We start from the raw sequence: 17636 nt of genomic DNA, 5'->3' as shown, positions 1-17636 counted from the left end.
CGTTTATAACAATAGGAAAATTATTAAAAATGAAAGATATTTACGTCCAATTTCGAGGCAAATATAAAGTCGATGGTGAATCTCGTGATTCAGAACATAAAAGCTGGTTAGAAGTGAACTCTTGGTCTCACAATATTCGCCAGCCAAAATCGGCAACCTCTTCCAGTGTAGGTGGTCATACTGCAGAACGGGTTGAACATTCTGACATGATTTTTATGAAAGATCTGGATGCAACCAGCCCAAAACTTTGGGAAGCATGTTCAGCAGGTTATACCTTTGATGAAGTACAAATCGATTTTTATCGAGCGAATGGCGATAAACGCATTAAATATCTACAAATTAAATTAAAACATGTGTTGGTTTCACAAGTGACTCCAGTAGTGAATCAAGAAGGTGTTCCAACAGAAGCTTTTGGTCTGAAATATGCAGCAGTTGAATGGACTTATAATCAACAGGATATTAATGGCACGCAAAAAGGTGCAGTGACCAAGAAATGGTCATTGGCAAATAACACTGCATCTTATGCAGCATAATTTGCTCCTTTAGAGGCTGATCCTGATCAGCCTCTCTCAGAATATTTAAAATAATAAATAAAATTAGAAAATAACAATATGAATTTGGATCAGCTCCATCCTTACGGATTTAGAACAACATTATTTGACCGTCTCTTGCCTCAGAACCTAATGAGTGTACAAGGGCTTTCTTTGCAGGCCTTAAGAGAATCAGTCGCTACTGATCTGGAAGATCTATTAAATAGCCGCATGGCTAATCTGGAGGGCAGGGTTGATCGCTATGATCAGGTCAAAGGTTCCATTCTTCAATTTGGCATTATAGATTTTGTCGGTCTTTCAACGGCGAATCCACTGGATCGGGACAAAATCTGCCGTTCTATTGAGCAGTCTATTCATGTTCATGAACTACGTTTAAAACAAGTTAATGTAGAGATGCTGGTCGATGAGCAGAATATGGGGAGCTTGTGTTTGAGTATCCAAGCTTATTTAAATATTTATCCACTCTATGAGCCGGTGATTTTTGATGCTTTTCTCAACCCCACAACACAACAATACGTGATTTTGCCTAGAACATCAGCAGGTGTGCTGTGATTGAAGAATTATTACCGTATTATGAAAAACAATTACAGGAATTTGGACAACAATCACGAGAATTTGCCAAAAAATATCCGAAAATTGCTCAACGTCTTGCTCTCAATCAGGAGCAAATTGATGACCCGCATATTGAACGATTGATTCAGGCATTTTCACTCATTTCCGCCCGCATTGATAAAAAGTTACATGACAGCTACGAGGTATTCACTCGCTCTATTTTTGAGGTGATGTTTCCGCAGTATCTGAAACCTTTTCCAGCATGTTCAGTGGTCAGTTTTGAGGATTGCAATAAAATCCGACAGCTTAAAAGTAGCCAGCAGATTCCTAAAAAAACTGTACTAAAATCAAAAAGTACCCGTGGAGTACAATGCGAATATCGTACGGTAAAACAGGTTGAACTATTACCCATCGGATTAAAATCGCTCAGTTTTAAAACACATGCTTCGGCACATATTCATTTAAATCAGAACGCAACTCTAATCTTTGGTTTCGAGATTTTTAACCAGCAGCAACGACTGCTAGACCAACAAAAACTGCCGATTTATCTTGATGCAATTTCCAATCTCCCCTTGCAAGTACTGGATTGTATTTTTAAACCCGAGACCCGTTTTTCTATAAACACACAGACCCAAAAGATTGATATTGAAAATCCATTTGAGTTGCAGGGTTTTACTGAGACAGAAAGTGTATTACCAATCGATCAGCATACTCACCATGCTTATCGTTTATTAATTGAGTATTTTTGCTTTCCAGAGAAATTTAATTTTCTTGATTTGAATCTGAATTTTCTAAAAAACCTGAATATAGAAACTACAGAATTTGAATTAAAGATTCACTTTAAAATGAATCTGAATGATCAGGCAATGATCCGAAACTATTCAGAATTAAATAGCGCCAATTTCAAATTATTTGCAACTCCCATAGTGAATTTGTTCCCTAAACAGGCTGAACCACAGAAAATTGATCATCAACGCCTTGAATATTCACTCATAAGTGATATCCATCATCCTGAATATTTTCAGGTCTATGCAATCACTGAGATGAATATATTACGAGAAAAAAATGAAAAAAATCAGATGATTTTTTCAATCTTACCTTTTTTTGCTATGAGTCATTATCATCAGGCAGATGGGCAGTTTTATTATCATCTACTCCCTGAGGACAATAATAACCGTACAGGACTAAAATATTCCATTATTTCAAAATCTTTAGAACCGCATCAAATTTCATCAGACTTTGTCAGTATCCAGTTACTATGCTGTAATCGGGATCTGCCTTATGAAAGTTACCATAAAGATCAAAACACCTTATCTTTAAATGACAGTAGCTTGATGCGGAAGGCGACCTTAGTCAAAAGACCTAATTTACCCTATTATTTTGATCAAAAACTGCAGGAACAGTGGCGGATTATTTCGCACTTATCATTAAATAATCTATCTTTAATGCAAGGGGATGCGGTCAGCTATATTAAAGAATTACTTGAACTTTATAACTTGCCACAATCCAAAGAAAATCGCCTCATTATTAACTCAATTCAGACTGTACAATTTTCCCTGACGCAGAAACTGCGTGAGCATAAACCGTTTCCACTATTTGTACGTGGTGTCAAAGTTGAAATTCAAATTGATACCAAAATATTTCGGGGAGCTAGTCTCTATATATTTGTGCAGGTTTTAAATCATCTCTTTAATTTAAAGGTTCAGATGAATAGTTATGTAGACATGCACGTTATTGATTCAAAATCAAAACAGGAGTTATACCAATGCGTACAGCAGATTGGTGGCAAAAGGCTTCTGTAGTTGACCGGCTTTATCAGCAACCGACCAGCTTTGAATTTATTCAAGCCACGCGATTATTAAGGCATGCGCCTGAACAGAAAAACGAGCAGGAATGGAGTAAAGCCTTTCAATTTATCAGTTCACTGAATCTTAATTTTCCAGTCTCTGAAATTGAATCACTACAAACTCAAGATAAGAAAGTGCAGATGACCAATTTAATTGTTGGGCTAACTGGTATTCTGGGAGAATTGCCTTATATCTATACGGATAAAATTAAACAGGGCACACGGGCACAACGAGAAGAAAGCTTGCATTTTCTGGGATTATTCAATCATAAGCTTACTGCACAATATGTCGATGCCTGTCTGAATTATCACTTAGCCTTACGCTATGAAATTGAGCAGGAAAATCATTATCTGAACCTGCTACATGCTTTGAGTGGCTATATGAGTCAGCAGCATGAACAGCAGAATATAGATGATTATTTTGCTGAATTTTCAGGTTTGATGCAGGGTCAAAATAATACACATTATGCCTTAAACAGCATCCTGTCCTGTATTTTTAAGTTTAACTTTCAGATCAATGAGTTCATTCCAGAAACCTTTCAGCTTAATGAACAGCAAAGAAGCTGTTTGGGAGAATCACGACCGGTTCGACTGGGAATCAATAGTTTTTGTGGCGAAAGCCTTCAGCAAATTGATGAAAAAATTGAAATTGAAATCGGCCCATTAAAACGTGAAGACTATCTGAGTTTTTTATCTGAAGGGTTCCATAGTGTCAAATTAAAAAAGATTCTTCAAATCTGGTGTAGCCCAACCTTATTGGTAGATCTCCGGCTGATTCTAGAAAAAGATGAATTATGTTCAGTCCAGCTCGGACAAGCGAATCCTATGGGTTTGGCAAAAGGGGCGGTATTGCTGGCCAATCAGGCGACACATAATACGCAAACTTGTTATAGCCTGATAGGAAGCCTGTCATGATCAAGCCTGTCATTCAGACTTTTGTAGGCTTATTTGTGCTTACGAGTGGTCTTGTCATTTATTACTGGAGAGACATTCAGTACGATCCATCCAATATAGAGTTGACATTGTATTTCGGTATTTTACCTTTACTACTTTGCCTGCTGTTATTTACACCTTATTTGATCTATAAAGCGCTAAAAAAGTATCAGCAAAGAAAACAAAAGCAGCAGGATCAAGCAAATTCATTGGCTCAAATACGCCAGCAAGATTCTGAAAATACAAAAGAACCCTTAAAGCCGATTGAAGATTACCCCCTTAATATTTTTTCAGCTGCAGCCTGGCACAGTTTTGGTAAAAATGCAGAAATTTTAGAGAAAATGATGCAGTTTAGTAGTCCAGAATTAGACTCCAAATTGCTGAATTATTTTGGTCTGCCGCTATTGGCATATCGTATTCATGCCATAGATTCATTGCTCGAAAAAGACCAGACTGAGCAAGGAATAATGACAAGCTTAAGTGGACGGCGGATTCAACACCTCATTCAAGATCAACTGGAGCAGCATCAGGAAAGCCTGAGCTTAATATCAAGACAGTTAAAACATTCTGCATTATTTTATAATCAGGAGCTGGCTTATCAATATCGAATACATCCGGGATGGACACAGGAAAATTACCAAGAAGATGAGAGTCATATTACACCTCTTACTACCGCACCAGTCGTTCGCTTAAATCGATTGAATCTTCATATTTTGTTAGCCGATCATTTGATTGATGATTGGAATGAAATATATCAGAAACAACTCTTAAGCCAGATTGAGCAGCAATATTCAATAATTCCTGTTCAGATTCATCTCCAGTTGCATTTCTTGCCAGCTGATCGTGCTTATTCCAACTGGTTGAATTTAATACAAGAAAGCGCAGGGCAATCCCATGAGGCCAGTCTTATTATCGTGGCAGATTCTGAAATTGATCAGGACTATCTCAATGATCAACTTTGGCAAAATGAACACTATATTGCGTCAGAATATGCTGCCAGCTGGTGTCTAGCTGCGCCTGAGTTAGAAATTGAAGGAATGATCCCGTTGCAAAGCCTGCAAGTAGCTAAGCATGTCACGCATTTGCAGGAATATCTGGCTCAGCATCAAGTTGATCTCTCTACTCAGCTAGAATGGCCTCAACCTTTTTTAGTCGTATTGGATGAAGTCACGCATTCCAAAAAAATGAAGAAAATACAAAAAAGTTTCGAAAATATTGACTTCGAACCAGATCATGTTGTTTATCCTAAAATTTATTTGGGGCATACGCAGCATTTAGCCACCGTTTTTGCTGCGATGTTGTCAGCACATCTAGTAGACAATGTCATTACAATAACCTATGGCCTACAACAAGAATCTACCTATTTATATTTTACCAATACAAAAAATGATCAACTCAATCAAAGCACATTAGTCGCTTAATTATTTATAAAAATTAAAATAAGAGATAACCGTGAATACACTATTTTATACCGTCTTGGGCTATGTCTGGCAGTACATTGGTAATCCTAAAGCGATGATGGCCTTATCTTTTTTAGTGGTCATTATTTCCATGAAGAATACGGTCGCTGATCGAGTCTTCTGGATTTTACTGTTGGTCTATGCTGCTATTTTAATAGGTTGGGGGATTTATGCATTTATCCAGCGTTATCGGTCTGCTAAACAGGACGAAAAAATTGCAACGGCCTTAGCTCAAAATACCGAGGCTGAAAGCAAGAATAATAAAGCAGAACTTCAGTTAATCAGTCAACAGGTCAAAGAGTCCATCCAGCTGATTCGTAAATCTAAACTGGGCGATTGCAAGGCTAATGCTGCACTCTATGAACTGCCTTGGTATATGGTGATTGGTCATCCTGAAGCAGGGAAAAGTTCTGCCATTTATCATTCAGGTCTACGCTTTCCATTTGAAGCAACCCATCAGAAAATGCGATCTGCCAGGCTCAATGGAACTCGAAACTGTAACTGGTTTTTTTCAACACAGGGTGTGTTGCTGGATACCGCTGGGCGGTATTCGGTCTATCCTGAAGACCATCCGGAATGGCTGGGATTTTTGAATATTCTCAAGAAAAATCGTGCTAAAGCCCCAGTGAATGGATTGATTGTGATGGTCAGTGTGGCCGAACTGGTCAACCAAAGTCCGGAGAAGTCTATGCAACTGGCCAAAAGTCTGCGGGCGCGTATACAGGATCTGACTGAACGTCTAGAGGTATTTGCTCCGGTTTATCTGGTATTTTCCAAGATGGATCTGATTGCCGGATTCACGGAGTTTTTTGATTGTTATCATGAGCAGGAATTTGATCAGGTTTGGGGTGCCACCTTGGCCTATGAACCAGCTTCCAGTGAAAATGCTGTTCAGTTGTTTGAAAAGCATTTCAGTATTTTATATGACGGACTCAAAAATGTAAGTACGACCCACTTAACCCGTCGTCATTCGCAGCAGATATCACCCAGCGTGATGACCTTTCCTTTGGAATTTAAGAGTCTTAAACCAGTATTCAAGACCTTTATTGCAACCTTGTTTCAGGAAAATCCTTACCAATTTAAACCGGTTTTTCGTGGCTTTTATTTTACCAGTGCCTTACAGGAAGGCCAGATTGAAAGTCCAATGACAAAACAGATTGCTAAGGATTTTCATCTGATTCGCAGTGATGATGAAATTGCGCTATCCACTCCATCAACACCCCAGAATCAAGGTTATTTCCTGAAAAGCCTATTTTCTGAGGTCATCCTTAAAGATAAGCATCTGGTAAAGCAGCATATTAATCCGGTACGAAAACGTCAGCGCTTTATGGCTTTTACCGGAGCTTTACTCACAGTATCAATTGTATTGAGTATGTGGATATGGTCTTATCGGAATAACCAGCAGTTAATGGCTGAGGTTCAGGCTGACCTGAATAAGGTGGTGCTGATGCAGCAACAGTCAGGAACTGAACTGGCCACACAAATGGATGCATTATTAATCCTGCAAGCACATTTACAACAGTTGGATCAATTTGATCAAAGGCTTCCATTCAAGTATCGTTTTGGTCTGTATCAAGGGCATCAGATCCGGGAAAAACTGCAAGCTGAATATTTGAAAGGAATTGAGCAATTAATCTTGCAGCCTACCCAGCAGAGTATTGCGGAATATCTACAACGGGTAAAACAGCATTCGGCGACTTTAAAAGAAAATCATATCAATGTACAAGTTCAGCCGGTTGCACAAGTTCAACAACTGGCCTTAGCGCCATCAGACCAAAATCCACAAGATGCCTATAATGCGCTTAAGACTTATTTGATGTTGAGCAACCGCCAATATATAGATTCAAGTCATTTGAGTGACCAGCTGACACGGTTCTGGCGAAACTGGCTTGATCAGCATCAGGGGCAGCAGCCACGTACCGAAATGTTGCAAAAGGCCGAACAATTACTCAGCTATGCCATGACTTTGACAGGTTCAAGTTCATTTCCTCTGCTTAATCCTGATACTGTTCTGGTGGAACAGACCCGTCAGGTTTTGTCAGCACTGACGACAGGCGTATCCGCACGTGACCGTGTGTATAACGAAATTAAAATGCGGGCTTCGGTACGTTTTCCAGCCTTAACCATCAAGCAGATGGTAGGGGAAAGTGCTCAAACAATAATGTTGGGAAGTTATGCCTTACCCGGTTTTTATAGCTATCAAGCCTGGAATGATTATGTACAACATGCCATAGATACGGCAGCTCAAAGCTCAACCGAAAGCAAAGACTGGGTATTGAATACCATCCAATCAGATGACCTGAGTTTCAGTGGGAGTCCGGAACAAATTCGACGCCAGCTGACTGAAATGTATAAAAAAGAATATATCAGTGAATGGCGTAAATTTTTAAATGCAATTCATTATGCCAAGACAACCGATTTTAATCAGCATACCCGTCAGATTGATATTCTGGGTGAGCCAGAAAACTCACCCATCCGCAAGGTCATTCAACGTGTAGCACAAGAAACCAGCTGGGATAATCCTGTGGTGCAAGCTGAATTGGCAGTTCCACAAAAAGGTTTTATTGCCTGGTTTAAACGTAAAGTATTGCAACGTGATGATGTGAAACTGGCACAGAATTCTGCATCACATTTATCTCATGGCGTGATTTCTAAAGATTTTCAGTTGTTTTATCAGATTGTACGCTCGCGAGACGATCTGCAGAACCGGTCGCTGCTAGATGAGTATATGCAGTCCATGGCCAAGGTTCGAAGCCGTTTCAATGATTTAAAAAGTTCTGGCGATATTGGTCCTGCCAGCATGATCTTAGTCAAACAAACCATTGATGAGCAGAACTCTATCTTTAATATCACACAGAAATTTGTCGATGAAAAAATGTCGGTGGGAAGCAATGAGCTGGATCAACAGCTGATTAAAAAATTATTGAGTGTGCCGCTGACACGTTCCTTTGAAAGCCTGATGATTCCGGCCCAGGCTGAAATGAATAAATTATGGCAGATACAGGCCTATCAACCATTTAGTGGAAATTTGGCACAAAAATATCCGTTTAGCAGTCAGGCCAGTTTGCAGGCAAGCTCTCAGGAAATTAATCAGATTTTTGGTGAAAATGGCAGTATTGCACGTTTTGTCAAAGAGCATCTGGATCCTCTGGTGATCCGTCGCGGCTATAGTCTGACTTCAAAAACCTGGCAAGATTTAGGCATTAGTCTAAATCCTGCCTTTATTGCAAGTTTTCAGAATTATGTCGCACCGGTACATGGTCTGGCGACTGGAGAGTTAAACCATACCAATTCAAAAACCGTGAACCTCAATCAATCTAATTTTCAGTTTTATCCCTTAGAACAGTCTCACTTACTAGCGTATACCATTGATATTGATGGACAAAGAATGCTATTTGAAAATGGTGTTCAACAATGGGTGAATTTTATCTGGCCAAATCCTGGCACCATTCCGGGCGCGCGAATCACAGTAATCGATCTGGAAGGGAAGACCCATACCATATTTGATGAACCAGGTGAATATGGCATCAACCGCATGATTGATAATGCACAACGTACTCAAAAAGGCAATATTTTTGAAATGGTGTGGCGCAGCAAAGATTATCCTGAACTATTTGTGAAGACCCATTTCCGGCTGGTGAGTGGTAATAATTCAAGTTCTATCGGAGGTCAGCCAAATTATAGCAATTTGCAACTGGTAGATCAGATCGTCTCGAATAAATCGGTACGTGTGGTCGCTGCACAGCGTACTGCGGTGTCTGGACAAATAAATCAAACATCTATGCTTCCGGTAGGAAAAACAGGAGCGACGACGCCATGATCTTTTTAATCCAAAATAAATAAATAAATGTCAGATGAGCTTAACTCACGATATTAAACTATAAAAAACACATGGGGTAGAAACCTGAAATGAAAATAAAAAAAACCTGCTTAAAATTGAATTATATAAATAAAATCATAATTTTATTATCTATATGTTTAGGCGGCGGCGTACAGGCCCAATCCATTATTGTTGAAGGTGTTGTACCGAATGACAGCACACAACAGGAAATTTTGAATAAACTCTATGCAACTTATGGCCAGAAAAATGTGATAAATCGCATTCAGATCCGTCAAGTGACAGCACCAATTGGATGGTCGAATGCGGTAAATAAGGTGATTAATGATGATCTTAAAAAGGTAAAACAAGGTAAATTAACGGTCAAAGGGTCTAATATTCAGTTGATTGGTAAGGTTTTGAATCTTCATGAAATGGATATCACTACTAAAAAGTTTCAAGGTTTAATACCAGCAAATTATCATTTAAATGCACAGCTCACTGTAAATCAGGCAGAACAGCAGATTATTGATGCGGTATTAAAGAATCGCATTGTTGAGTTTGAATCTGGTAGTGCAGTACTGGCAGCGTCCGGTGCAAAGATTCTGGATGAAATGGTCATAGCTTTAAATAAGGTGAGCGGAAAGAAGGTACGGATTATTGGACATACTGATAGTTCCGGTGATGCCAACAAAAATATAGTACTGAGTCAACAGCGCGCAGAAGCCGTAAAGAATTATTTAATCAGTAAAAATATAGCAGCTGAAAATTTCAGTGTTGATGGTTTAGGATCAACTCAACCTATAGCTGATAATTTAACAGCTGAAGGTCGTAAGAAAAATCGCAGGATTGAATTTGAAGTGCTTTAAAGCTTAGGTTGCTTGAGCAACATATCTATTTGTGGCTTACAGATTGTGTTATTCACCAATTAAAATGTCTATGCGATAAACCATTTAAAATGTCCTGTTTTTAACCACAAGAGTCAAGCACAGGATTTAAATTTCTTTGTCCAATAATAGCTTTCTGAGCTTTCTGAGCTTTACGGCTCGGCATACTTTTCTTGGCACGGGAACGTTTATTCTGTTTCTCCAATTCTTCATGTTGTTGCTGGATATGCGCCAGGACTGAACCTAACCGTTTATTCTCAACAATCTCATTTTGCTGCAGCCCAGCCAATTTATTGAAGATGCTGTAGTTGAGCTTTCGTCCTTCATGCATGAGGGCCACAGTGCCATCCGGGTACTCCAGAAATGAAATGTATTGCCCAACAAGCTTATGATTCAGCTCTGTCGGTTCAAGCAGATAAATACACTTGTCATAGGTGATGGTGAGGTTCTTCGTGACCTTACGCGGTTCCTGCCAGGTGAATATATCCTCCAGCTCAGCATCAGACTCTGTTAGCGGACGATGTAAGTTCTTTGAATTTCGCGCACACTTGGCGAACTTCTGGTTGAAATGCTCAATAAAGCAGGGTAACCAGGCATTGGCTTCGGCAATTGAACTGATGCCTTCCAGACGCATCTCCTTGATCAAACGGTCTTGAAGGGTTCTATTCGCGCGTTCTACGCGACCTTTAGCCTGTGGTGAGTTGGCAAAGATAATATCAATGTTTAACTCATTCAGAATCCGGCCAAATTGCGTGATCTTGCTGTCCTGGCTCGATTTCTGGTTCACTCGGAAGACCGAATGTTTATCGCTATAAAAGGCCAGAGGCTTACCGTATTGTTCAATGTAGGCTCGGGTTGAAAGCATATAGTCGAAGGTCGTTTCTGCCTCACAGAAGCGCAGATGCAACAGCTTTCCAGTGGCATCATCGATATACACCAATAAACAGCACTTAGCAGCGCGTCCTTCGAACCAGTCATGATATGAGCCATCAATCTGGATCAGCTCACCGAAGCAATCACGGTTATAACGTGGCTGATATGGACGTTTAAGGCGCTTGGATCGCGGAATCCAGAGGTCATTTGCAGTCATCCAGCGCCGAAGCGTTTCTACCGGGATATTCAGGTCAAATATGCTGCTGAGCTTCTCATGGGCCAAGGTAGGTCCAAATCCCAGCAGATGTTCGGAAATAATGGAAAGACATTTTGATTTTAATAAATCATCATGGCGACGATGGCCAGGTTGACCACGGCTGGCATGCGCCATACCTGAAACACCATCTTGATTGAGCTTCTGTAATAACCGGGTAATTTGACGGGTTGAAAGATTAAGGATTTCAGCAGCACGGACTTGTGTAATACGATGATCTCGAACGTCTTGCAGAACAGCAAGACGTTGAATTTCTTTGTCAGACATAGTGATCAGCATCTATATTTCATATCCAGTCCATGATGTTTAAACCATCATAAACTAGACATTTTTATTGGTGAGAATATAGACATTTTGAATGGTGAGTAACATTTTTATTTCGTATAATGTATATTATGTTAAATTGAGTGCATGATACTTTAAGTTCATCTATCTTCTTGTCCATAAAAGTTAATTTTGAAATTTTCAGTGGAAATTAAAGCTAAAAATGAAATCAGCAAAAAATAAAGCTAATTATGAAATAAAACCCACTTTGGAAAAATTTCATTTTTAGCTTTATTGCCTTTTAGTATCAAAAGATCATTTTTTTTATAGAGGTATAACTCAACACCTCTATGAAGTTAATCTCATATTTTCTTTTCTTCAGATTAAATTTCTCATGCACTATTACGTCAGCTATTACATTTAGTGTGACCATGTTAGTTTGGCTGCTTCAACACCTTCATGTAATTTTACTGGTGTATCTTCTTGCTAATATATTTATTGACCCTGCCAAACCTGGTAAAGGCCTATCCTTATCTGAAGCATGATCTGCTAGAGATTCTAGCCCATATACATCTGGTAAATCATGAATAGTGTCTCTTTCAATGGGGTTTTCTGCTTTATCTTTATTATTTTCATAAGTTTGCAATATTGCTTCTTTTTCAAACTTTGCAATATCTAAAGCATTTTTCTGCTATTTATTAATCAGATAAATTTTTATGAATATAATAATTATTAATTTATTCAATATATTCAGGCATTTAAATCAATACCAACTCATATCCTAAAAAGACATAAAAGCTATAATATAAATGATTGCTCAAAATTTGAGAGATAGAATGCTGTAAACCATAGGCGGTATTCTGTTCTATTAAGATTTAGACAATGGCGGCATCTAGTTTTACTTAAAATCATGTCAATCACAGCTCTATGAATAATTGATAAATCTCGAATACATTCTGTTATTAAATGTTGAGACCGAATGCATAAAGCTAGAAAGCCTCTAAGATATTTCTAAACTTTGTACAGAGAAAGGGAAAATATGAATAACTATCCTGAAACCCCTGCTTCAACTAAAACTCAAGATCATCAACCTGGTGTGCAAACCAAAATGGATCCTGCACCGGAAGTCATCAAACCGAATTATAAAAGTAGCGATAAACTTAAAGGTAAAATTGCCCTGATCACAGGTGGCGATAGCGGTATAGGCCGATCAGTCTCGGTCTTGTTTGCCCGTGAAGGTGCTGATATTGTGATTTGTTATCTGGATGAAGATCAGGATGCTCAAGATACCAAAAAGAGGAAGCCGAACGTATTGCCTGGTCTACTGTCAACAAGCAAGATGGCGGTGGCAAGAAAAGGAAAAAATCCCATTAATAATAGGAAGTTAGGGTAAAATCCTATGTTGAAAGCTCGGCGAAAAACCCTCTCATTACTGCGTATGAGAGGGTTTTTAATCTGAATCTTTAATATGTATTTTCTACGCGCTGTTGAGTCCAAACCGGCCAGAGTTTTTCCAGCGTTTTTTCAAATTTCGAATTATCGGTTTGCCATTGTGGATTTTTATCTTTATCAATAATCAGTGCACGTACACCTTCAATAAAGTCGCCTTGCTCCAACCAGACATCCTGCAGATCTCGCTCCAGTTGCATACATTTTTCCAGCGATAAATTTTGTCCTGCCTGCTGTAACTTCAGACTCGTTTGCTTGGCCATGACTGGACGTTGCTGCAAGATGACCAGCATTTTATTGGCCCACTCCTGATTGGTAGCACTACTTGCATGTGCCAAACTCTGTTCGATCTCATCGAGGTTTGGATGGCCAAAATGCTGACTAATCAGATCTGCACGTTTTTGCAACTCGCTTTCTACCGGATGGGTAATGTACGCACTGATGATTTTTTGGATTTCAATCTGATTTAATACCGGTGCAGCAATCAATGCGGTTTCCAGTTCAGCAAAATTTTCACTCGGTACATGATAATCGACCAGATCCAGATATAGCGCATCACTGCTGCTGATCTGCTCCCCTGTCAACGCCATATAAATGCCTACATCATCCAGTCGGGAGAGAAAGTGGGTGGCTCCCACATCCGGGAAAAATCCAATCGCGGTTTCTGGCATGGCAAAGCGTGATTTTTCACTGCTCACTTTAATATGACAGGCTTGAGCCAGACCAAAGCCACCGCCCAGAACATAACCATCCATCATCACGATGACAGCCTTTGGAAAATTGCGCAGTGTGCTCAGCATGCTATATTCAGTGGCAAAAAAATCCTGATATTGGGTATTGCCTGCCTGATAGCTGTCATACAGATAACGGATGTCTCCTCCGGCACAGAATGCCTTGGGACTGTTAGAATTGATCAGAATCGCTTGCACCGCTGGATCATGGCGCCACTGATCTAGTTGTGACTGAATCCCTTGAATCATCCGCAGGGTTAAGGCATTTAAATGACTGGTGCGGTCCAGGCTGATAATGCCTAAACGTCCTTGTACCCGAATCGCTAAATTATTTTCATCACTCATTTTATTTTCCTATTTTTGTTTTATTGATGGGTGAATTTGGCTGGGCGTTTTTCGACAAAAGCCTGCATGCCTTCCTTTTGATCAGCACCGGCAAAAATGGAATGGAATATCCGTCGTTCAAAGCGTAGACCTTCGGCCAGACTGACTTCAAAAGCCCGATTAATTGATTCTTTAATCATCATCACGGCCGTAAGCGACTTTTCAGCAATTTTTTCGGCAGCTTGCAGAGTTTGTTCTAGTAACTCTTCTTTGGCAAAGACACGTGCCACTAACCCACTTTGCTCGGCTTCTTGCGCGCCCATGTGACGTGCAGTCAGACACATTTCCATGGCTTTGGCTTTACCAATCGCCAAGGTTAAACGTTGCGTTCCGCCAATGCCGGGCAATACCCCTAAAGTGACTTCAGGCAAACCAAATTTTGCATTATCAGCGCAGTAAATAAAATCGCACATTAAGGCCAATTCACAACCACCGCCCAAGGCATAGCCACTCACCGCAGCAATTAAGGGCTTACGGCGCTGGGCGATCCGGTCGGCCAGACTGAAAAAATCATCCAGATAAATTTGCGGAAAGTTTAAATCTGCCATTTCTTTGATATCTGCACCTGCAGCAAAGGCTTTTTCCGAACCAGTGATGACAATACAGCCAATCTGCGGGTCTTTTTCCAGCTGATCCAGCGCCTGATTCACTTCAACGATCAATTGATTATTCAAGGCATTTAAGGCTTGTGGACGATTTAAAGTAATCAGCCCGACCCCGTTACGCTGTTCGAGTAAAATAGTTTGCCATTGCATGATAAAAATCCCTTTAAAATTATAAACTACGTGCAATTACCAGACGCTGAATATCGCTGGTGCCTTCATAAATCTGACAAATACGCGCATCGCGATAAATGCGTTCAATCGGAAAGTCTTTCAGATAACCGTAACCGCCAAAAATCTGCAGCGCTTTGGAACAGACACGTTCTGCCATTTCCGAAGCAAAGAGTTTGGCCATAGAGGCTTCGGTTAAACAGCTTTCACCTGCTTCCTTTTTACGTGCAGCAAAATGGACCAGTTGTCGCGCCGCTTCAATTTCGGTGGCCATGCTGGCCAGCCTGAACGAAATCGCCTGCTGTTCAAAAATCGGTTTGCCAAAGGCCACGCGATCATGTGCATAAACAGTCGCTTCTTCCAATGCAGCGCGGGCCAGACCCACTGCTTGTGCGGCAATGCCGATCCGTCCACCTTCCAGATTGGCCAAGGCAATTTTTAAGCCTTCACCTTCTGCACCGAGTCTTAAACTTTCATGAACGCGGACATCGGTTAAAGCAATCTGACAGGTATCCGAAGCATGCAGACCGAGTTTTTCTTCGACCCGAATCACTTCATAACCGGGCGTGTCGCGCGGCACTAAAAATGCACTCATGCCTTTTTTTCCCGCAGTTGGATCGGTCACGGCAAAGACAATAATCATCCCGGCATTATGACCCGAGGTAATAAACTGTTTGGCGCCATTGATAATGTAGTGATCGCCATCTTTCACGGCCCGGGTTTTAATCGCTGCAGCATCCGATCCGGTATGCGGTTCGGTCAGGGCGAAGGCACCAATCATTTGCCCTTGAGCCAAAGGTTTTAGAAACTGCTGCTTTTGCTGTTCCGTTCCAAACTTCAGAATCGGCACACACCCCACCGAGTTGTGTACGCTCATGATGGCGGACGTTGCACCATCTGCCGCTGCCACTTCTTCGAGGGCCAGTACATAAGCCAGCGTGCCTGTACCTGAACCGCCCCACTCTTCTGGAATCAGCATGCCTAAAAAACCTAGCTCACCCATTTGAGACAAGGTCTGTTTAGGAAATATGCCTTTTTGATCCCACTCGCCGGCAAAAGGTTTAATCTGTTCCTGAGCGAAGCTTTTGGCCATATCCTGAATCAGTTGTTGCTCTTCCGTAAATTGCATGGATGCTTCCTTCAATCTCTTTATTTAATATTTTTATTCAATCTGCTGGCTTTGGCTAGTTATGCGGTCTTTACCTGCTGCTTGTTGATTTCCTGATTACGCAGTAAGAAACGCTGAATCTTGCCACTCGGGGTTTTTGGCAATTCTGTGACGAATTCAATCAGGCGCGGATAGGCATGCGCAGACAAACGCTTTTTCACAAACTGGCCTAGTTCTTCTTCCAGATGAGATGAAGCTGCAAAGTTATTCGCCAGAATCACAAAGGCTTTAATCACTTCGGTACGTTCAGGATCAGGCACGCCAATGACGGCGGCTTCGATCACCGCATCATGTTCTAGCAAGGCACTTTCCACATCAAATGGGCCAACCCGATAGCCTGAGGTGGTAATGACATCATCACTACGTCCAACAAAGCTCATACTGCCATCAGCATGAATTTCCGCGGTATCACCGGTTAAATAGTAATGTCCAACAAAGGGCGATTTACGGCTTTCTTCATAACCCGAGAACCACATCATTGGGGATTGACTGATATCCACTGCCAGGACGCCCGGAACGTCAGCCGTTAATTCATGACCTTGTTCATCGACGACTGCAATCCGGTAACCCGGGCTGGCAAAGCCTGCCGAACCTGAACGGACCGGATGTTGTAGCGCATGATGATTACACACCACCATCCCGACTTCAGTCTGGCCATAATGGTCATAAATTGGCACATCCAGCACCTCTTTAAACCAGCGGATCACTTCCGGGTTTAAAGGTTCTCCAGCACTGCTGACCACGCGCAACTTGCCCCGTAGCTGTGCCATCTGTTCAGCATCTGCTGCCATCATCATGCGGTAAGCGGTCGGCGCACCGGCCAGATTGGTAATGCCATATTGCTTGACAATGTCGCAGACACTTTCGGCATTGAAACCACCCTCATAAAACAGGGTCGAGTGTCCGAGCAATAACGGGCCGGTAATCCCATAGTACAAACCATAAGCCCAGCCCGGATCAGCAATATTCCAGAAAGCATCATCTTCGGTTAGACCGATGGCATTGTGCATATAGCCAGCAAAAGCAATCAGGGCTTTAAGTGGAACTTTTAAGGGCTTGGCCGGTCCAGTGGTTCCAGAGGTAAACATCAATAAAAATGGCTCATCGATACTGAGCATTTCCAGTTCACAACCTTCAGCCTGGCGATTTAACACAGTCCAAAAACTGAGGTCCTGTGGATAACGCTCTGCCTCGGTTTCAACATGTACGGTGACGATCGTGGGACAAGCACTAAGATTGGATAGTTTCTCCCGATTCGCCAGATCAGTCACTACCAGCTTGCTTTGCGCCAGCTGAATGCGATGTTCAATAGCTTTGGGACCAAAGGCCGTAAATAAAGGTTGATACACTGCACCAATCCGCCAGGTCGCTAAAATGGTAATGATCAGCTCCGGAGTCCGCGGTAATAATCCGGAAACGCGGTCGCCTTTGCCAATGCCTTGAGATTTTAAGAAATTTGCAAACTGGCTGGAATATTTCTTGAGTTCGCGAAAGCTATACTGTTCTTTACGGCCATCTTTACCGTACCAGTGTAAAGCAATTGCATCGGAATCTGCATGGCGGTCGCAGCATTCATAACAGGCGTTCAGCGCCTGCATCGAACCGGACAGATACTGCTTTGCCACTGCATCTAAATCAAAATTTTCAATTGTTTTTTGATAATCTAACATGTTA

General features: G+C 41.2%; 13 protein-coding genes and 2 pseudogenes. 9 read left to right on the top strand and 6 right to left on the bottom strand.

Features of this window, described 5'->3' with window-relative positions; genetic code table 11:
• Positions 1 to 29 precede the first annotated feature (29 nt).
• The 7 genes from FTT75_RS05245 (at position 30) to FTT75_RS05215 (ending at position 10028) form a co-directional block, all read left to right on the top strand.
• Complete coding sequence (locus FTT75_RS05245; RefSeq protein ID WP_005096861.1) at positions 30 to 533, top strand: type VI secretion system tube protein Hcp; 504 nt, start codon at positions 30 to 32, stop codon at positions 531 to 533.
• Between the two features lie 78 nt (positions 534 to 611).
• The gene (gene tssE / locus FTT75_RS05240) at positions 612 to 1103 is read left to right on the top strand and encodes a type VI secretion system baseplate subunit TssE (protein WP_005096862.1); all 492 of its coding nucleotides are present in this window, start codon (positions 612 to 614) and stop codon (positions 1101 to 1103) included.
• Positions 1100 to 2905, top strand: a complete 1806-nt coding sequence (gene tssF, locus FTT75_RS05235) for a type VI secretion system baseplate subunit TssF (protein ID WP_180186009.1) — start codon at positions 1100 to 1102, stop codon at positions 2903 to 2905. The genes tssE and tssF overlap by 4 nt, the downstream gene beginning before the upstream one ends.
• Positions 2869 to 3864: a type VI secretion system baseplate subunit TssG gene (tssG, locus tag FTT75_RS05230; RefSeq protein WP_180186008.1), complete on the top strand. Its 996-nt coding sequence runs from the start codon at positions 2869 to 2871 to the stop codon at positions 3862 to 3864. The genes tssF and tssG overlap by 37 nt, the downstream gene beginning before the upstream one ends.
• Entirely contained in the window at positions 3861 to 5303 is a 1443-nt protein-coding gene (locus tag FTT75_RS05225) for a hypothetical protein (protein WP_180186007.1), read from the top strand. The genes tssG and FTT75_RS05225 overlap by 4 nt, the downstream gene beginning before the upstream one ends.
• A 31-nt stretch (positions 5304 to 5334) precedes the next feature.
• Positions 5335 to 9162, top strand: a complete 3828-nt coding sequence (gene tssM, locus FTT75_RS05220; RefSeq protein ID WP_180186006.1) for a type VI secretion system membrane subunit TssM — start codon at positions 5335 to 5337, stop codon at positions 9160 to 9162.
• Between the two features lie 89 nt (positions 9163 to 9251).
• Complete coding sequence (locus FTT75_RS05215) at positions 9252 to 10028, top strand: OmpA family protein (RefSeq protein ID WP_180186005.1); 777 nt, start codon at positions 9252 to 9254, stop codon at positions 10026 to 10028.
• Positions 10029 to 10128: 100 nt separating this feature from the next.
• Here the strand turns inward: FTT75_RS05215 and FTT75_RS05210 are convergent, their stop codons facing one another.
• On the bottom strand, positions 10129 to 11472 hold the full coding sequence (locus FTT75_RS05210; protein ID WP_180186004.1) for an ISNCY family transposase: 1344 nt from the start codon (positions 11470 to 11472) through the stop codon (positions 10129 to 10131).
• A gap of 442 nt (positions 11473 to 11914) precedes the next feature.
• Complete coding sequence (locus tag FTT75_RS05205) at positions 11915 to 12103, bottom strand: hypothetical protein (protein ID WP_159515784.1); 189 nt, start codon at positions 12101 to 12103, stop codon at positions 11915 to 11917.
• Positions 12104 to 12496: 393 nt separating this feature from the next.
• Here FTT75_RS05205 and FTT75_RS05200 point away from each other — a divergent pair.
• A pseudogene (locus FTT75_RS05200) lies at positions 12497 to 12754 on the top strand (SDR family NAD(P)-dependent oxidoreductase); the annotation flags it as partial.
• A pseudogene (locus FTT75_RS15815) lies at positions 12745 to 12831 on the top strand (hypothetical protein); the annotation flags it as partial. The pseudogenes FTT75_RS05200 and FTT75_RS15815, both read left to right, overlap by 10 nt.
• A gap of 89 nt (positions 12832 to 12920) precedes the next feature.
• Here FTT75_RS15815 and FTT75_RS05195 read toward each other — a convergent pair.
• The 4 genes from FTT75_RS05195 to FTT75_RS05180 are packed head-to-tail and all read right to left on the bottom strand — an operon-like array spanning position 12921 to position 17632.
• Complete coding sequence (locus FTT75_RS05195) at positions 12921 to 13982, bottom strand: enoyl-CoA hydratase/isomerase family protein (protein WP_180096604.1); 1062 nt, start codon at positions 13980 to 13982, stop codon at positions 12921 to 12923.
• A gap of 20 nt (positions 13983 to 14002) precedes the next feature.
• Entirely contained in the window at positions 14003 to 14776 is a 774-nt protein-coding gene (locus FTT75_RS05190; protein ID WP_005096874.1) for an enoyl-CoA hydratase, read from the bottom strand.
• A 19-nt stretch (positions 14777 to 14795) separates the two neighbouring features.
• On the bottom strand, positions 14796 to 15923 hold the full coding sequence (locus tag FTT75_RS05185) for an acyl-CoA dehydrogenase family protein (RefSeq protein WP_005096876.1): 1128 nt from the start codon (positions 15921 to 15923) through the stop codon (positions 14796 to 14798).
• Between the two features lie 59 nt (positions 15924 to 15982).
• Positions 15983 to 17632 carry an AMP-binding protein gene (locus tag FTT75_RS05180; protein WP_005096878.1) on the bottom strand — a complete coding sequence of 550 codons (1650 nt, stop codon included), beginning with the start codon at positions 17630 to 17632 and terminating at the stop codon, positions 15983 to 15985.
• Between the last annotated feature and the right edge of the window lie 4 nt (positions 17633 to 17636).

Source organism: Acinetobacter sp. YH01008, assembly GCF_013420435.1.
Taxonomy (GTDB): domain Bacteria; phylum Pseudomonadota; class Gammaproteobacteria; order Pseudomonadales; family Moraxellaceae; genus Acinetobacter; species Acinetobacter pseudolwoffii.
This window is presented reverse-complemented; position numbering and strand designations above follow the sequence as displayed.

Excerpts from the sequence above, each read along its gene's own strand:
- FTT75_RS05245 (WP_005096861.1), top strand. The coding sequence starts at position 30 with ATGAAAGATATTTACGTCCAATTTCGAGGCAAATATAAAGTCGATGGT.
- tssE (WP_005096862.1), top strand. The coding sequence starts at position 612 with ATGAATTTGGATCAGCTCCATCCTTACGGATTTAGAACAACATTATTT.
- tssG (WP_180186008.1), top strand. The coding sequence starts at position 2,869 with ATGCGTACAGCAGATTGGTGGCAAAAGGCTTCTGTAGTTGACCGGCTT.
- FTT75_RS05225 (WP_180186007.1), top strand. The coding sequence starts at position 3,861 with ATGATCAAGCCTGTCATTCAGACTTTTGTAGGCTTATTTGTGCTTACG.
- FTT75_RS05215 (WP_180186005.1), top strand. The coding sequence starts at position 9,252 with ATGAAAATAAAAAAAACCTGCTTAAAATTGAATTATATAAATAAAATC.
- FTT75_RS05210 (WP_180186004.1), bottom strand. The coding sequence starts at position 11,472 with ATGCTGATCACTATGTCTGACAAAGAAATTCAACGTCTTGCTGTTCTG.
- FTT75_RS05195 (WP_180096604.1), bottom strand. The coding sequence starts at position 13,982 with ATGAGTGATGAAAATAATTTAGCGATTCGGGTACAAGGACGTTTAGGC.
- FTT75_RS05190 (WP_005096874.1), bottom strand. The coding sequence starts at position 14,776 with ATGCAATGGCAAACTATTTTACTCGAACAGCGTAACGGGGTCGGGCTG.
- FTT75_RS05185 (WP_005096876.1), bottom strand. The coding sequence starts at position 15,923 with ATGCAATTTACGGAAGAGCAACAACTGATTCAGGATATGGCCAAAAGC.
- FTT75_RS05180 (WP_005096878.1), bottom strand. The coding sequence starts at position 17,632 with ATGTTAGATTATCAAAAAACAATTGAAAATTTTGATTTAGATGCAGTG.